Origin of the sequence: Clostridium sp. (assembly GCF_036781005.1) — a bacterium.
Taxonomy (GTDB): domain Bacteria; phylum Bacillota; class Clostridia; order Clostridiales; family Clostridiaceae; genus Clostridium_B.
Window position 1 is genome coordinate 19,493 of the sequence record NZ_DAIQBT010000014.1, and the last position, 15,338, is coordinate 34,830.

Genomic DNA, 15,338 nt, shown 5'->3' on the forward strand with positions numbered 1-15,338 from the left:
AAAAATTCACGAAAAACTTGCAATCACCCATAAACTATCTTATAATTAATTAGAAATTTAATATCCTTTAAAATGATCCCGTGAGGTCATAAGGTAGTTTAAACAGGTACTTTTATGCCCTCTCCTTTTGGGAGGGGCTTTTTTATTTAATTAAAATACAATTTGAGGAGGTGAAGCCAATTGAAATTAAAAGCACTTATACTTGATGAAAAAGCTATGAATAGAACTCTAACTAGAATATCCCATGAGATAATAGAGAAGAACAAAGGTGTAGAAGATATAGTACTTGTAGGTATAAAAAGAAGGGGATATCCTCTTGCAAAAAGAATATCAGAAAATATCTATAAAATTGAAAAACTCAAGTTAAAGGTAGAAAGTGTAGATATAAGTCTTTACAGAGATGACCTGGTAAGGTTATCTGATCAGCCTTTTATAAAAAAATCTCACCCAATAGATGTGGAAGACAAAAAAATAATATTGGTAGATGATGTGATTTATACTGGAAGAACTGCAAGAGCTGCAATAGATGCAATCATACATTCTGGGAGGCCAAAGTTAATACAGCTAGCTGTGTTAATAGATAGAGGTCACAGAGAGCTTCCTATAAGAGCAGATTATGTAGGTAAAAATATTCCCACATCTCGAGATGAGATAATATCTGTGGAAATCTCAGAAATAGATAACTGTAATTCAGTAAAAATATATGAAGTTTAAAGCTTTAAGAATAACGGAGAGTGTTTATAAATGAAAAATTATGTAGACGTAGAAGAAAAACTGCCCTTAAAAATTACCCTGCCACTGAGTTTTCAACATTTGTTTGCCATGGTAGGTGCTACTATACTCGTACCAATACTTACCGGTATGAGTCCATCCATTGCTTTATTCTGCAGTGGTGTAGGAACTCTTTTGTATATACTCTGTACCAAGGCCAAGCTTCCCGCATATATAGGATCTTCCTTTGCTTTTATAACTCCCATACTCATAGCTTCAAAAAATTATGGTCCAGAAGCCATGCTTTCCGGTGTAATAGCCTCCGGGTTGGTTTATGTGACTGTAGCAATTATAATAAAATTTTGCGGAATAGAATGGTTAAATAGAGCTCTTCCTCCTGTAGTTGTGGGTTCCATAGTTATAGTTATAGGATTAGGCCTTGCAGGTACCGCTATAAATTGGGCTGGTCTTAATCCTTCTTTTATAAACGATCAGATGCAAAATGTTCCAAGATGGGCCTGGATAACTGTCTCAGTAGTCACACTAGCTGTAGGAGTACTTGGAAGTATGTATTTTAGAGGTTTTCTTGCTGTAATACCTATATTGGTAGCTATGATAGTAGGCTATATACTATCACTGATTCTGGGTATTATACCTAAACAAGCTATAGATTCTATATTATCTACCAGTTTCTTTAAAGTACCCGCATTTATGTTTCCAAAGTTTAATATAAACGCCATGCTGCTTATGGCTCCTATTGCATTTGTTACTCTGGCAGAACATATAGGTCATGTATATGTAACAAACAATGTAGTTGGAAGAGACTTTACAAAAGAACCAGGTCTTCACAGATCCATACTTGGAGATGGTGTAGCCACAATGTTCGCAGGCTTTACAGGAGGACCTCCAAACACAACTTATGGGGAAAACATAGGTGTTATGGCCATAACTAAAGTGTATAGTGTATGGGTTATAGGAGGTGCTGCAATAATAGCTGTAGTTTTATCTTTTATAGGGCCTGTAGCCACTCTTATTGAGAATATGCCTATGCCTGTAATAGGTGGAGTAAGCATATTACTCTTTGGAATAATAGCCTCTTCTGGTTTTAGAATATTTGTAGAAGATAAGATAGACTTTAGTAAAAATAGAAATCTTATACTAGCCTCTGTAATAATAGTAATAGGCATAGGAGGAGCTTCCTTGAATTTTAACCTGGGAGGTTCTCCCGTCCAAATATCCGGAGTTGCACTTTCAACTATTATAGGAATAATATTAAATTTAATATTGCCACAGCATAGTGCTGCCGAATTAAAAAATTCAAACTAAAAATAAAAAACGAAGTGTGGCCAGCTTAATATGCCACACTTCATCTCTTGTTTTATTTAGTTAAAATATTTATTATTCTTTTGAAATACTCCGGTACTTCTGTCTGGAACTCCATATACTTACCCGTACCTGGATGTATAAAGCCTAGTTTTTGGGCATGAAGAAGCTGACCTTTTAAATTAAACTTCTGTCTTTTATATCCATATACCAGATCTCCTACAACAGGATGTCCTAAATAACACATATGTACTCTTATCTGGTGCGTTCTTCCCGTTTCAAGTACACATTTAACCAAAGTGTGTTCTTTAAATCGTCTAATTACTTCATAATGGGTCACAGCTCTTTTTCCCCCTTCTACCACTGCCATTTTTATCTTATCCTTTTTATGTCTTCCAAGGGACTTATCCACACTTCCCTTTTCCTCTTTTATAATTCCTTCAACTAAAGCTATATATTCTCTGGTCATAGAATGATCCTTTAACTGTTCCGACAATTTATTGTGAGCCATGTCATTCTTTGCAACAACAAGTATTCCAGAGGTATCCTTGTCTATTCTATGTACTATACCTGGCCTTGCAACTCCATTTATACCTGACAAATCTTCTCTGCAGTGATTTAAAAGTGCATTTACCAAAGTACCTGTGTATACTCCCGAAGCCGGATGGACTATCATTCCCTGGGGCTTATTTACCACAATTACATCAGTATCCTCATACAATATATGAAGACTTATATCTTCCCCTTTTATATTAAGCTCTACAGCATCTGGCAAGGAAACCTTAATATTATCTCCTAATTTAGTTTTATAATTGGATTTTTTTATCTTGTGGTTTACCTCCACAAAATTATCTTCTATCAAATTTTGAATATAAGATCTGGATTTATCCTGTATGTGCTTGCAAATAAATAAATCCAATCTTGAATTTTCTTCTCCCTGAATTACTAAAAAATTTCTAACTTTCATTTTTCCCTTCTTTCAACAAATAAAATGTCAATAACATAGTACCTGTTACCACTAAAATATCCGCTATATTAAATATGGGAAAATAGTAAATGTCTCCGAGATGCAGTGCTATAAAATCAACCACATATCCATACACTATCCTATCTACCAGATTGCCCAGTGCACCACTTATTATAAGTGACAAACTTATCCTAACCATTCCCCATTGAGGCTTGAATTTAAAAATATAATATATTATACCTATGACTACAACTATTGTTATTGCAGCGAGAAAATATAGTTTATTTTGTAAAATCCCAAAAGCAGCTCCTCTATTCTTTATGTAAAGAAATGACAGAAAATTGCCTAATATATCTATGTTGGAGTTTTCAAGTAAACTTTCCACAACCCATAACTTGGTAAATCTATCCACTGCAATCCCCAGTAGTATTATAACTATCTCCACAAACTACCTCCAATCCTGGTATTCTCCATATATTATAAACTTTTAATCATATTCTTTAATATTTCTGTAGAATTTTTTATGGCAATAAGTGCAAATTCTTCATATTCTATACTGGCTCCATTATTTGCATTGTCTGATATGGATCTTATTATAACAAAGGGTATATTATTCAAATAAGCTACTTGGGCAATACTTCCACCCTCCATTTCACAAGCAAGGGCATTGAATTCCTTATATAAATACTTTACCCTTTCTGCACTTGAAACAAATTCATCTCCTGTAACTATCCTTCCTACAAAACTATTTGTATTTTCCATCTTAGAACAAACCTTCTTAACTTTTTCTACGAGCTTTTCATCACATTTAAAATCATATACATCTAGTCTTGGAATTTGTCCTATTTCATATCCAAAGGCTACAGCATTGACATCGTGCTGTACCAAATTATTTGCTATAACTATGTCCCCAGGGTATACATTCTCTGCAACTCCTCCTGCAATACCCACATTTATTATTATATCCACTTTAAAATCATCTATAAGTATCTGGGTACATATTGCTGCATTTACCTTTCCTATACCGCTTCTTACCACTATTATATCCTTACCATACAGTTTCCCTGCATTAAACTTCATGTTAGCTTTAACTTCAGTTTTTTTGACTTTTAATTCAGATAATATTGCATCTAGTTCTTCATCCATAGCTCCAATAATTCCAATAACCATAATAAATACACCTACCTCTTTCAATCTTATTAAATAGCATATATAACTTACTCTAAATTGTCAACTTTTACACATATGTGAGCCTTCAAAATAAAAAAGTCACTCTAATTTCAGAGTGGCCTTTTTTATCCTCTTACAAAAAAATTTTTAATTTCTTCCAATTCATCTTCCTCTGTAAAAATTTCATCTTTAATATTGCCTATTTCCTTTGTATCATACTTATCTACATATACATCATCTTTATCCACAGGATCTATGTACTCTTCTTTATTTAAATTGCTCTCTACCAAGGATGGATAAAATTCAATTCCCTTGGGTTCTACATTTTCTATACTTTTTGCCTGGGTATTATCTTCATGAATTTCGTCTACCTCATAACCTATATTATAATTTTTCACAAAATCCTTTTCCATATCATCAAACATTTCCAATTGAGTTTTCACAAAACTTCTAAACTTTGTTCTAAATTTACTAAATTCCTGCTTTACTCTCTCAAATTCATCATTAATCTGAATTACATCACTATGAGCCTTATCTATTATCTTCTGAGCAGTATCATTGGCATTTTTTAATATGCACTCACTTTCTTTTTTCGCATTTTCCTTAACCTGTTCAGAAGTATTTTGGGCTAGCAGCAAAGTTCCTTTTATGGTATTTTCCATTTTATTATAATGGTTCACCTTGTCTTCCATAAGTTGAAGTTTCTCTTTCAAAGTAGAATTTTCTTTACATATGGCTTCATAAGATTCTGCTATTTTATCCAAAAATTCATCTACCTCATCTATGTTATATCCTCTAAGACCTTTCTTAAATTCCTTATTTGTTATTTCTCCGGCAGTTATCAACATACTAAGCACCTCAAATCAATTAAATTTTTTTATGTGAAGTTTGCACCCTCCTCTTTTAGTATAACCTAATTTTTCCACAACTTTAAACTTTCCATATCCTCTTACAGTTACAACACACCCAGAATCATTTATAACTTTGTCCTTTTTAGTTACAGGCAGATAATCTAAAAGTACCTTGCCCTGTCTTATAAGTTCTTCCGATTTACTTCTAGATATTCTGCAGATGGAACTCAATAAACAATCAATTCTAAAGGATGAAATATTTATATCAAAAGTTTTGAAATCATAGTCGGGAACTCCAGTTATATTAGTATCCAAAAAAGTTAAATTACATTCACATTTTCCTATACTGCTTAAATTCATATACACGTAATCACTTACATCTTCATGAACAGCTACATAACATTCATTATTCTCTTTTACTATTAAATCTCCAAATTTTCCTCTTTTAATTCCAAGTGCCATAAGTGCCCCTAAATAATCTTTATGCTGAAGGCTGACAAACTTGGAGCTGCATTTTATCCTCATAAGCCTCACAGGGTAATCTGATACCTTACTCTGTGAAAACGCCAAGATCTTTCTCTCTGCATTTTCAAATATACCATAACTATATATATTTATTTTAACTTGCCCTTTAAAATCCTCTAATATCTTCCAAAAATTTGGAGGATAAAATTCTGATGTAAATATGTCTTTGTGAGTTTTATCTGCCAAAATTATTTTATTATATATAGATAGTATTTCATTTTCACTATAAAAGTGAAATTTACTTAAAAAAGTATTTTTGTCCATAATTCTCCTTAAAAACTTCTATAAGTGGTCACATAAATATTCTAATTATTGTAAATACAATTCCCCTCACTATATCTATTATAAAAAAAGCTATTATAGGCGAGAAATCTATCATAAGTCCGGGCATAATTCTTTCCTGAAGCATTCTTCCCGGTCTCATAAGAGGCTCTGTAAAAACATGTAAAAGTTCTACAAAAGCATTGCCTCTTCCTGGCATAATCCATGATAAAATTACATCTAATATAATAGCAGCTTCAAGAAATCTAAATAAAAGAGATATTGCAACGGCTAAAGTACTGCTTATCATTTTTGCCTCCAATTGTTTTATTTATACTATTATTTCCAGCCAAATATTTTTTTTGCAGATAATTCATTTTTTAAATCACTGCTGACCTCTACGCTAGATGGTGAAAGTATATATACTCCCTTTTCTATTTCCTCCAAGTCTCCCCCCAAGGCATAACTTGCTCCTCCCATGAAATCCAGCAATCTTTGGGCTATCCTTGTCTCTAACCCGGTAGTATTTATAACTATAATCTTTCTATTTTTAAGTTCATCACATATATCTGCTGCTTCCTCATAGGTAGTCGGCTTAACTATCCTAACCTTTGCCGATATTGTGGTATGTATGCTTACAACTTTATTTTGTCTTTTGGAATTCATGACAGTTTCTACATCTGTAAAATCATTTTTTAAATTCTTTTCCTCTTCAACTTCTTCTATATCTTCTTCCAAATCATCTTCTAAGCCCAAAAACCCCATCATTTTATTTATCATCTTACCAGCCATAAAAAATACCTCCTATTTATTATTATAATTTCTCTTTCCAAATATACCTTCCCCGATTCTTACCAGAGTAGCCCCTTCCTCAATAGCCAAAGCATAATCATGAGTCATGCCCATAGATAATATATCCATGCTGATATTTTTAAATTTCTTATTTTTTAAATTTTCAAAAATATGTCTCATTTTTTGAAAATAACTCCTACAGCTCTTTTCATCTCCTATAGGAATTACACACATAAGTCCCCTAACTTTAACATTGGTACATAGTTCACAGGACTCTATTAGCCCTTCCAAATCTTCTAAATATATGCCTGTCTTATTTTCTTCACGCCCTATATTTATTTGGATAAGTACCTTTGCAGTTAATTCTTTAGCCTTATATTGTTTTTCCAACTCCTGAAGGAGCCTTACACTATCTAGAGAATGAATAAGCTCTACCTTCCCCACTATATATTTTACTTTATTTCTTTGAAGATGTCCTATAAAATGCCATCTTATATCTTCAGGTAGACTAGGTTCTTTACTTATAAATTCCTGAACTTTATTCTCTCCAAAATCTCTAATACCTAAGTCGTAGACTTTTTGTATATCTTTAATAGATTTTGTCTTTGACACTGCTACTAAAGTAACATTACTTTTCCTTAAATCCTCTTCAATCTTATTTAAATTTTCTTTAATTGACAATAATACCGTCTCCTTATACCTTTAAGCAACCTTTAATGAATACTATAAAAAATACTTTATAGATTATTTATTCTTCACAGATATTAAAATTCCTTCAAAAATTATATTTTTTTATTAATTTATAATAATATTAGCTCTAATTTTTTCTCTGCATAAAATGTACCTTATATTCTCCATTATAAGCAGGTATCTGTATATTGTCAGACTTTTCTACATTAACTTTTATCTTTCTAATCATCATGGTTTTTAAATAATTTTCATTTGATATCATATAATTATAAAGTATATCTTTATTACCTATAGCATCAATTAAAAAAGGAGCAGCAATCTTAATTCCATTCACTCTCAAAAAAGGTCCGCTGCAATACACTTCAGAATTATCTACTATTCTATGTCCATTTATAGAAATTGCTTCTGCATCTGCATTTTTCAAATCGTTTATTACCTGTATTATATCAGTATTGTGAACAATTCTCATCTGATACTCAAATACATCCAATCCATCTTCCATAGTGGCATCATCTAAATATATACTTATTCCCTGGCCTTTTACAGCTACCTTCCCAAGCAATATATCAGCCCTGTCTATCTCCTCATTTATGGCACCTATAACCTGGGCTTCATTCTCCTCATTATCCATATACTTTTTTAATTTATTATAACTGTCATTGTACTCCCCTGTTAAGGACAATATTTCACTATAAAGTTGATTTTTATAACTATATGCATCCTGGTATTGTTTTGCACTTAAAAATACCGTTTTTTTAACATTTCCCTTGTAAATACTTATATTCATAGATATAAGTATGCCTATAATTACAGAAGCTATAAAAACAAAAATATTGGCTTCGGTGGCCTTCATTTACTTCACCTCATTGACGCAATTTGGTCTTTTCTATCAACAGCCTTCGTATAATGGCAAAATTATCAAATATCCTTCCACCAAAAACTATCACTGCCGCTAAGTATATAGGTACTCCAAGCTTATCTCCCAAATAAGCAAGGGCTGCTGCCAGCACAGCATTTCCAAAAAAGCCAGATATAAAAATATCCAATCGAAAATTCTTAGACAGATTAGCTCTTATGGCTCCAAACACAGAATCCAGACAAGCTAAAATTGCCACAGACATGTAAGGGGAAAATTTATCCGGAATATTAACATTCCAGACTATTCCTATAATTATTCCCAGTATAAGACCAACAAAACCTATCATCTTTTCACCACATCCTACTATTCTTTTACCGGTTTTGCATAATTAAATTTATACGTACCACTATATTTTTCTATGTTTATGCTGTCTGACTTTTCAAATTTAACTTCACATATGGTTTTAAGATCCGTAAAAACTTCTGGAAATCCCATGGCACTGTAAAGTAACTTTTTATCTCCTATAGCCTTTATTACTATTCTACTTGAAGGCGATATTTTTTCATCATTTATAAGTATATAATTTCCTGCAGTTCTTATGCCTGTCCTCAGAACAATTCTTATATCATTTATGGATATAGCCTCTGCCCCTGCAAACCTAAGTTCATTTACCAGATAAGCTAGGTCCTTATCAGTTACGTGATTACCAATATTATTATTGGTAAATAGCTTACTATCTGGAGTTAAATATATTATTATCCCCGGTCCTGTTACATCTACTTCTCCTGTGAGCATTCTACTATCTTCCAAATTTTTTAGAAGACTTTTTGTAGAGTCACTTTTACTTGCCATATCATTTTCATAATTCTTTATTTTATCTTGAAGTTCACTTACTTTTGTTTCCAATGCACTTTTTTCTTTTTTATACTGTTCTATTTCTACCGTAATATCTGTACCATTTTCTCTACTTAAATTAAAGGTATTTTCTTGTTTCATAAGCACTTTAAACTGGTAAGCAAGCATAAATCCAAGTATACCGCATACTAAAGCCATGCTGATTTGAGAGGTTAACTTACGCATTTTATCTCTTTCCTCCTAATTTTCAATAAAAAATACAGGATTACTATTAAATCTTACATCTATGTATCCTTTAGCACTAACTAAATTTGCATCTAATAGTACATTCACCGCTCTATTTATCTTTTTATCCATATCATCCACAGTTCCCAATTTTACACATACATTGTTAAAATAGGCTTTTATATCTATGGGATTACTTACATCCAAATCAGTTACCCTAAAGGATAAATTATTATTTTCTACCATATTTCCAAAAGCAGTTATGGCCTTAATTTTTCTGTCATCCTTGTTTTCTGTGGTTTTACCTATATCCTTTTCACTATAATTTATACCTTCCAATTTTACTAATTGCATATTATTTATATTATCTCTTTTCTCAAGTAAAATACCTGTTTTGTCTATAACAAAATATGTACTGCTTTTTTTGCAATAAAATATAGAAGACCTTTCTTTGACGTTTATATTTATAGTATCAGGAAGAACCCTGGTTATTGTGGCTTCCTTTATATAAGGGTTGGTCAATATATTGTCTTCCATATCCCTTAAATTAATATAAAATATATTGTTCCCTGTGTACATTTTGGAGTTACGAATAATTTCATTACTGGAAATACTTTTATTACCATATACTTTAATATGATGTATATTAAAATATGGCAGCTTTAAACATAGTATAAGAAATACTGCTATGAGAAAAATCATACCTATGCATGTCTTTTTTATCCTCTTTTTTCTTCTTCTTTTCAAAATCAATTGATTATCCGTTTTTTTTAAAAACCTGCCCATATTACATCAACTCACCTTAATATTACAAATGAAATAATAAACTTAAAATACATATACATATTAACATTTAATAAAATTAATTTCATTAAAAATATCCATTAAATTTTTATATATTTTTTATTACCAAAATATTAATTATATAAATTATAGCATTACAAATTTTGTAATGCTATAACTTTAACCATATTTACTTTGTCTTGATATATTTAAAAGTATTCCCATAGCTATCATATTTATTACAAGTGAAGAACCTCCATAACTTATAAAAGGCAGTGGCACTCCTGTTACAGGCATAGCTCCTGTTACAACTGCTATATTTATTATAGCCTGCACTGCTATAACTGAAGTTATTCCAGTGGCTACCAGGGTGCCATAGGTATCTTTAGCTTTTATTGCAATAACAATACCTCTCCAGACAAGTATAACGAATAATGCTACCACAAGAGTACATCCTATGAGGCCAAGTTCTTCCCCGATTATAGAAAATATAAAATCAGTATGAGGTTCAGGTATGTAATAACATTTTTGCCTTGATTTTCCAAGACCCATGCCCCATATTCCTCCAGAGCCTAATGCCAGCAGAGATTGTATTAATTGATATCCACTACCTCTAGGATCCGCCCAGGGATTCAAAAAGCTTGTAAACCTGGCCATTCTATAAGGTTCAAATATTATACCAGCTACTCCTGCAAATGCTACCAAGCCTATAACTCCCATCATATGGACAATCTTTGCCCCAGCAATATATAAGATTATAAGAGTAACTATCATTATTACAGCTGCTATACTGAGATTTTTCTCTGCAAATACAAGTCCTGCATAAAATCCTGATACTAAAAGATATGGAATCACCCCATAGAGCAGTGTTTCTATTTTTCTTCCACCTTTAACCTCTATACTCCTTGCCATATATAACACCACAATATATTTAGCTAATTCTGAAGGCTGAAATCCAACAGTTCCCACCCTTATCCATCTTTGAGCACCATTAGTAGATTCAAAAGCAAATACCACAAGCAAAAATACCACAGATATCAACATAAGCACCTTTGTATATTTTTTTATTCTTCTATAGTTAATCTTGATTGTAAAAAACATGCAAAATGTTCCTATTATTGCCCACAACCCTTGTTTTTTTAAAAAATACATACTGTCTTGTGTGGTTTTGTCAAAAAATGCCTTGTAAGAACTTGCACTATAAACCATTACCACTCCAATAGCTGTCAATAACATTATAGCTGTAAATAATGGAAAGTCTATAGAACTCATCTTAGCATTTGATTTATCAATTTTCATAAAAATCCTCCTAGATTATTACTTTACAAGGCCCACAGAAATATGTAAAACTCCTAAATTTTATTTTAAATTTATAAGGACAAAAATCCTACAAGACATAGTATCACTGTAACTATACAAAATACAGAGACTACCTTGGTTTCATGCCAGCCTGAAAGTTCGAAATGATGATGTATGGGAGACATTTTAAATATCCTTTTTCCTGTAAGTTTAAAGGAAAATACCTGAAGTATAACAGATAATGTCTCCAATACATATATTCCTCCAATTATCACAACCAATAATGGAAGCTTTAATATCATAGCCACCGCACCTACAGCACCTCCAAGTGCCAGTGAACCTGTATCTCCCATGAATATCTGTGCGGGGAAAGCATTGTACTTTAAAAATCCTAAAAGTGCACCAGCTAAAACTGCACAAAAGATAGCTAAAGTAATATGCCCCATAGCAAAGCTTACCAAAGCCAGAAAAGTCATTACAAGTAGTGTAACAGATGTAGCCAATCCATCAAGTCCGTCTGTTAAATTCACTGCATTTGTAGTAGCTGCAAAGTATACTATTATAAAAGGAATATAAAATACCCCCAAATCCCAGGTATCTTTTTTAAATGGAATTATTATAGAAGTTCCTATATATGGATTATTGGCAGAATAATAAGCAAATATTCCAGATATGACTAATAATAATATCATTTTTTGATAGGCTCTAAGTCCTAAATTTTTTTTTCTTACTATTTTCAAAGTATCATCAATAGCTCCAATTATTCCAAATCCTATAAAAGCATATAATGCTATCATGGCTTCATCAGAGGGTTTTCTTACTATTACTGCCATGGTTATAAAAGTTGCCAGTATAAATATTATTCCTCCCATAGTGGGAGTACCTGCTTTTTTCAAATGAGTTTTAGGTCCATCTTCCCTTATACTCTGTCCAAATTTAAACTTATGTAGAAGTGGAATTAAAATAGGTCCTTCTAACATAGCTATAAAAAATGCTATTAATACAGCATAGATAAGTTTATACATATAAATACCCTAAATAAAAAGGGTTTTCACCTCCTAATAACTGCTTTTCTTTAGTTCCTCTGTCATAGTTTCCAATTTCATAAATCTAGAAGCCTTTACAAGTATAGTATCTCCTTTTTCTATATATTCCAAAATAAAGTCCTTTAAATCTTTATATTCATCAAAACTCTTAAACTTTCCTCTTTTATTGGTTGACTTAAAACCTCTTTCAAAATCCTCTTTATATTCCCCAAGGACTATTAAAAAGTCTATGTCCTTTTCTCCTGCATACATTCCAACTTCTTCGTGCATCTTATAGGCTTCTTCTCCCAATTCTCCCATAGTACCAAGTACAGCTATTTTTCTGTTTGATTCAAATCCCTTCAAAACATCTATAGCCGCTTTCATAGACTCTGGATTTGCATTATAACAATCATTTATTATAGTAAACTTTTCTCTCCGAATTATTTCCATTCTCATAGAAGTAAGCTTTATATTTTCAATACCTTTTCTTATTTCCTCATAACTCATATTTAAAAGTCTTCCACAAGAAATGGCAAGAAGAGAATTTACTATATTATATTTTCCCGGCATATTTATTAAAAATTTTTCTCCTGTTTTAACATCACTTTCATATACCTTGAATTCGATACAATCCTCCTTTACTGCCACATCATAAGCTGAAAAATCTGCATTTCCTTCCAATCCCACTCTATTTAAAGTAAAATTTTTTTTCCCTAAAGTATTTAATAGATCATTATCTGAATTTATAATTAATGTATTTTCCTTGGAAAAAAAATCTGTTATTTCAAGTTTTGCATCTAATATATTTTTTCTACTGCCCAAATTTCCTATATGTGCTCTTAAAACATTAGTTATTATAGCTATATCAGGCCTTGCAGCCTTAGCCATATTATGTATTTCACCTCTCTGGTTCATTCCCATTTCAAGTACTGCTACCTCATAACTATTATCTAATTTAAATAACATATGAGGCAATCCTATCTGATTATTAAAATTTCCTTCCGTTTTAAATACTTTAAATTTAACCCCAAGTGCAGCTGCAATTATATCCTTGGTAGTAGTTTTTCCCACTGAACCTGTAACAGCTATTATTTTCACATTAAGTTTGCTTCTATAAAATTCTGCTAACTGAAGTAATGCCCTACTGCCATTTTCAACCTTGATTATAGTGGTACATTCACTTATTTCTTCACTTTGAAATTTAACCTCATCTACAATACAAATAGAGGCTCTTTTTTTGCTTGCACTTTCTATATACTCATTCCCATTAAATTTTTCTCCTTTTAAGGCAATAAATATATCCCCTGGTTGTAATTTTCTGCTATCTGTACTTATATTTTTATAGCCTTCATATTTTCCTTTTAATATTACTTTTCCCGATACAGCTCTGACCATATCATGAAAACTCATATGCTCCAAAAAAACAACACCCCTTTTTCAATTTACAATGCACGATTCATAATTCACAATTGTGAACTGTGCACTGTTAATCATTGTCTGTAAATTCTTTTATGATTTCTCCTACTACTTCTCTTTCATCAAAATGTATGGTTTTATCCTTTAAAATCTGGTAATCCTCATGACCTTTTCCTGCTATAACTACTACATCTCCCTTTTGGGCTATCTCCATAGCCTTTTTTATAGCTTCCCTTCTATTTTCAATTACAGTATAATTACTCTTTTTAATGCCTGTCAATATATCTTTTATTATGGCCATAGGCTCTTCTCCCCTGGGATTATCAGAAGTCACTATTGCAAAATCCGAAAGATCTGTGCCTATATTTCCCATTATAGGTCTTTTGGTACTATCCCGGTCTCCTCCACATCCAAATACAGAAATAAGTTTTCTTTTAGTAAATTCTCTGGCACATTTTAATATATTCTCAAGTCCATCCGGGGTATGGGCATAGTCCACTACCACTTCATATCCTAAGTTATATGATTTTGTAACTATTTCACACCTTCCAGGTACAGAATCCATTTCTTCCAATCCTCTTTTTACAGTATCTAAATCTAATCCCTCAGCCAGACAAACCCCTGCACTTCCCAGGGCATTCATTACATTATATTTTCCTGGTATATTTAAATTTATATGCCTTGTATTCCCTTCATATGATATATTAAAATCTACTCCTCTGGAATGAATTTTTAAATTATCTGCCATTAAATCTGCCTTTTTATCTATGGCATAGGTGAATTTTTTGCCCCTTGAATCTTCATATACTCTTTCTCCATATTTATCATCTATATTTATCACAGAACTAACGGTATTCTTAAACAAAATAATTTTAGCTTTATAATATTCTTCAAAAGTCTTGTGAAAATCCAGATGATCTCTGGTTAAGTTTGTAAATAAGGCCTGACAAAATTCTACTCCATATACTCTATCCAAGTACAAAGAATGGGAAGAAACTTCCATAACACAATAATCCACACCCTCATCTGCCATTTCCTTAAATAACTTCTGGAGTTCTAAAGATTCTGGTGTAGTTCTATGGGAAGGTACCTTTTTATTTCCTATATAGTTTGATATGGTACCTATCAGCCCTACTTTATATCCCGCAGTCTCCAGTATAGATTTTACCATAAATGTGGAGGTAGTTTTACCATTAGTGCCGGTTATACCTATTATTTTCATATTTCTAGCAGGATTATTATAATAATTTGATGACATAAGGGCCAGTGCTTTTCTTGTATCTTTCATTTCTACTATAGTACAGTCAGGAATAAACTCCACCTTCTTACTTAATACAATTGCTGCTGCCCCATTTTTATAAGCACTTTCTATATATTTGTGCCCATCAGTAACATACCCGTCAATGCAGACAAATACATCTCCAGCCTTCACTTTTCTTGAATCATATTGAATTTCCCCTATATCCAGATTATCCGTTCCTCTAACAATATTATAATCTGTTCCTCTTAATATATCTTTTAAATTCAAAATATCATCTCCTAAATTATATTATAGAGTTTACTTTTACATTTAGCCAAGGGAA

At 31.9% G+C, this 15,338-nt stretch carries 18 protein-coding genes; 2 read left to right on the forward strand and 16 right to left on the reverse strand.

Going from position 1 to position 15,338, the window contains the following annotated elements; translation table 11 throughout:
• The first annotated feature begins 180 nt into the window (after positions 1 to 180).
• Complete coding sequence (pyrR, locus tag V7Q02_RS07570) at positions 181 to 714, forward strand: bifunctional pyr operon transcriptional regulator/uracil phosphoribosyltransferase PyrR (RefSeq protein ID WP_333860401.1); 534 nt, start codon at positions 181 to 183, stop codon at positions 712 to 714.
• 30 nt (positions 715 to 744) lie between these two features.
• Positions 745 to 2,037 (forward strand): uracil permease, encoded by a 1,293-nt coding sequence (gene uraA / locus V7Q02_RS07575; RefSeq protein ID WP_333860402.1) that lies wholly within the window; start codon positions 745 to 747, stop codon positions 2,035 to 2,037.
• 52 nt (positions 2,038 to 2,089) lie between these two features.
• On the opposite strand, the gene V7Q02_RS07580 is transcribed toward uraA, so the two are convergent.
• The 16 genes from V7Q02_RS07580 to V7Q02_RS07655 form a co-directional block, all read right to left on the reverse strand.
• Positions 2,090 to 3,001, reverse strand: a complete 912-nt coding sequence (locus V7Q02_RS07580; protein ID WP_333860403.1) for an RluA family pseudouridine synthase — start codon at positions 2,999 to 3,001, stop codon at positions 2,090 to 2,092.
• Complete coding sequence (gene lspA, locus V7Q02_RS07585; RefSeq protein WP_333860404.1) at positions 2,991 to 3,446, reverse strand: signal peptidase II; 456 nt, start codon at positions 3,444 to 3,446, stop codon at positions 2,991 to 2,993. The genes V7Q02_RS07580 and lspA overlap by 11 nt, the downstream gene beginning before the upstream one ends.
• 32 nt (positions 3,447 to 3,478) lie before the next feature.
• Positions 3,479 to 4,171, reverse strand: coding sequence for a 5'-methylthioadenosine/adenosylhomocysteine nucleosidase (locus V7Q02_RS07590; protein ID WP_333860405.1), 693 nt, complete (start codon positions 4,169 to 4,171; stop codon positions 3,479 to 3,481).
• A 125-nt stretch (positions 4,172 to 4,296) separates the two neighbouring features.
• Positions 4,297 to 5,019, reverse strand: coding sequence for a DivIVA domain-containing protein (locus V7Q02_RS07595; protein ID WP_333860406.1), 723 nt, complete (start codon positions 5,017 to 5,019; stop codon positions 4,297 to 4,299).
• Between the two features lie 15 nt (positions 5,020 to 5,034).
• A complete protein-coding gene (locus tag V7Q02_RS07600) occupies positions 5,035 to 5,811 on the reverse strand; it encodes a YlmH family RNA-binding protein (protein ID WP_333860407.1) in 777 nt (258 codons plus the stop codon).
• 28 nt (positions 5,812 to 5,839) lie between these two features.
• Positions 5,840 to 6,118 (reverse strand): YggT family protein, encoded by a 279-nt coding sequence (locus V7Q02_RS07605; protein WP_333860408.1) that lies wholly within the window; start codon positions 6,116 to 6,118, stop codon positions 5,840 to 5,842.
• A gap of 29 nt (positions 6,119 to 6,147) precedes the next feature.
• A complete protein-coding gene (locus tag V7Q02_RS07610) occupies positions 6,148 to 6,600 on the reverse strand; it encodes a cell division protein SepF (RefSeq protein WP_333860409.1) in 453 nt (150 codons plus the stop codon).
• A 12-nt stretch (positions 6,601 to 6,612) separates the two neighbouring features.
• Positions 6,613 to 7,281, reverse strand: a complete 669-nt coding sequence (locus V7Q02_RS07615) for a YggS family pyridoxal phosphate-dependent enzyme (protein WP_333860410.1) — start codon at positions 7,279 to 7,281, stop codon at positions 6,613 to 6,615.
• A gap of 136 nt (positions 7,282 to 7,417) precedes the next feature.
• Positions 7,418 to 8,143 (reverse strand): DUF881 domain-containing protein, encoded by a 726-nt coding sequence (locus V7Q02_RS07620; protein ID WP_333860411.1) that lies wholly within the window; start codon positions 8,141 to 8,143, stop codon positions 7,418 to 7,420.
• Between the two features lie 10 nt (positions 8,144 to 8,153).
• Positions 8,154 to 8,495 (reverse strand): small basic family protein, encoded by a 342-nt coding sequence (locus tag V7Q02_RS07625; RefSeq protein WP_333860412.1) that lies wholly within the window; start codon positions 8,493 to 8,495, stop codon positions 8,154 to 8,156.
• Positions 8,496 to 8,512: 17 nt separating this feature from the next.
• Positions 8,513 to 9,229: a DUF881 domain-containing protein gene (locus tag V7Q02_RS07630; protein WP_333860413.1), complete on the reverse strand. Its 717-nt coding sequence runs from the start codon at positions 9,227 to 9,229 to the stop codon at positions 8,513 to 8,515.
• Between the two features lie 15 nt (positions 9,230 to 9,244).
• Complete coding sequence (locus V7Q02_RS07635; protein ID WP_333860414.1) at positions 9,245 to 10,015, reverse strand: cell division protein FtsQ/DivIB; 771 nt, start codon at positions 10,013 to 10,015, stop codon at positions 9,245 to 9,247.
• 177 nt (positions 10,016 to 10,192) lie between these two features.
• Entirely contained in the window at positions 10,193 to 11,311 is a 1,119-nt protein-coding gene (spoVE, locus tag V7Q02_RS07640) for a stage V sporulation protein E (protein ID WP_373844737.1), read from the reverse strand.
• A gap of 71 nt (positions 11,312 to 11,382) precedes the next feature.
• The gene (gene mraY / locus V7Q02_RS07645) at positions 11,383 to 12,336 is read right to left on the reverse strand and encodes a phospho-N-acetylmuramoyl-pentapeptide-transferase (protein ID WP_333860415.1); all 954 of its coding nucleotides are present in this window, start codon (positions 12,334 to 12,336) and stop codon (positions 11,383 to 11,385) included.
• Between the two features lie 33 nt (positions 12,337 to 12,369).
• On the reverse strand, positions 12,370 to 13,758 hold the full coding sequence (locus V7Q02_RS07650; protein WP_333860416.1) for a UDP-N-acetylmuramoyl-tripeptide--D-alanyl-D-alanine ligase: 1,389 nt from the start codon (positions 13,756 to 13,758) through the stop codon (positions 12,370 to 12,372).
• A 67-nt stretch (positions 13,759 to 13,825) separates the two neighbouring features.
• Complete coding sequence (locus tag V7Q02_RS07655) at positions 13,826 to 15,283, reverse strand: UDP-N-acetylmuramoyl-L-alanyl-D-glutamate--2,6-diaminopimelate ligase (protein WP_333860417.1); 1,458 nt, start codon at positions 15,281 to 15,283, stop codon at positions 13,826 to 13,828.
• Positions 15,284 to 15,338 lie beyond the last annotated feature (55 nt).

Bases quoted from the DNA above. Each gene is read 5' to 3' on its own strand.
- uraA (WP_333860402.1), top strand. From the start codon at position 745: ATGAAAAATTATGTAGACGTAGAAGAAAAACTGCCCTTAAAAATTACC.
- V7Q02_RS07580 (WP_333860403.1), bottom strand. From the start codon at position 3,001: ATGAAAGTTAGAAATTTTTTAGTAATTCAGGGAGAAGAAAATTCAAGA.
- V7Q02_RS07590 (WP_333860405.1), bottom strand. From the start codon at position 4,171: ATGGTTATTGGAATTATTGGAGCTATGGATGAAGAACTAGATGCAATA.
- V7Q02_RS07595 (WP_333860406.1), bottom strand. From the start codon at position 5,019: ATGTTGATAACTGCCGGAGAAATAACAAATAAGGAATTTAAGAAAGGT.
- V7Q02_RS07600 (WP_333860407.1), bottom strand. From the start codon at position 5,811: ATGGACAAAAATACTTTTTTAAGTAAATTTCACTTTTATAGTGAAAAT.
- V7Q02_RS07605 (WP_333860408.1), bottom strand. From the start codon at position 6,118: ATGATAAGCAGTACTTTAGCCGTTGCAATATCTCTTTTATTTAGATTT.
- V7Q02_RS07610 (WP_333860409.1), bottom strand. From the start codon at position 6,600: ATGGCTGGTAAGATGATAAATAAAATGATGGGGTTTTTGGGCTTAGAA.
- V7Q02_RS07620 (WP_333860411.1), bottom strand. From the start codon at position 8,143: ATGAAGGCCACCGAAGCCAATATTTTTGTTTTTATAGCTTCTGTAATT.
- V7Q02_RS07625 (WP_333860412.1), bottom strand. From the start codon at position 8,495: ATGATAGGTTTTGTTGGTCTTATACTGGGAATAATTATAGGAATAGTC.
- V7Q02_RS07630 (WP_333860413.1), bottom strand. From the start codon at position 9,229: ATGCGTAAGTTAACCTCTCAAATCAGCATGGCTTTAGTATGCGGTATA.
- V7Q02_RS07635 (WP_333860414.1), bottom strand. From the start codon at position 10,015: ATGGGCAGGTTTTTAAAAAAAACGGATAATCAATTGATTTTGAAAAGA.
- spoVE (WP_373844737.1), bottom strand. From the start codon at position 11,311: ATGAAAATTGATAAATCAAATGCTAAGATGAGTTCTATAGACTTTCCA.
- mraY (WP_333860415.1), bottom strand. From the start codon at position 12,336: ATGTATAAACTTATCTATGCTGTATTAATAGCATTTTTTATAGCTATG.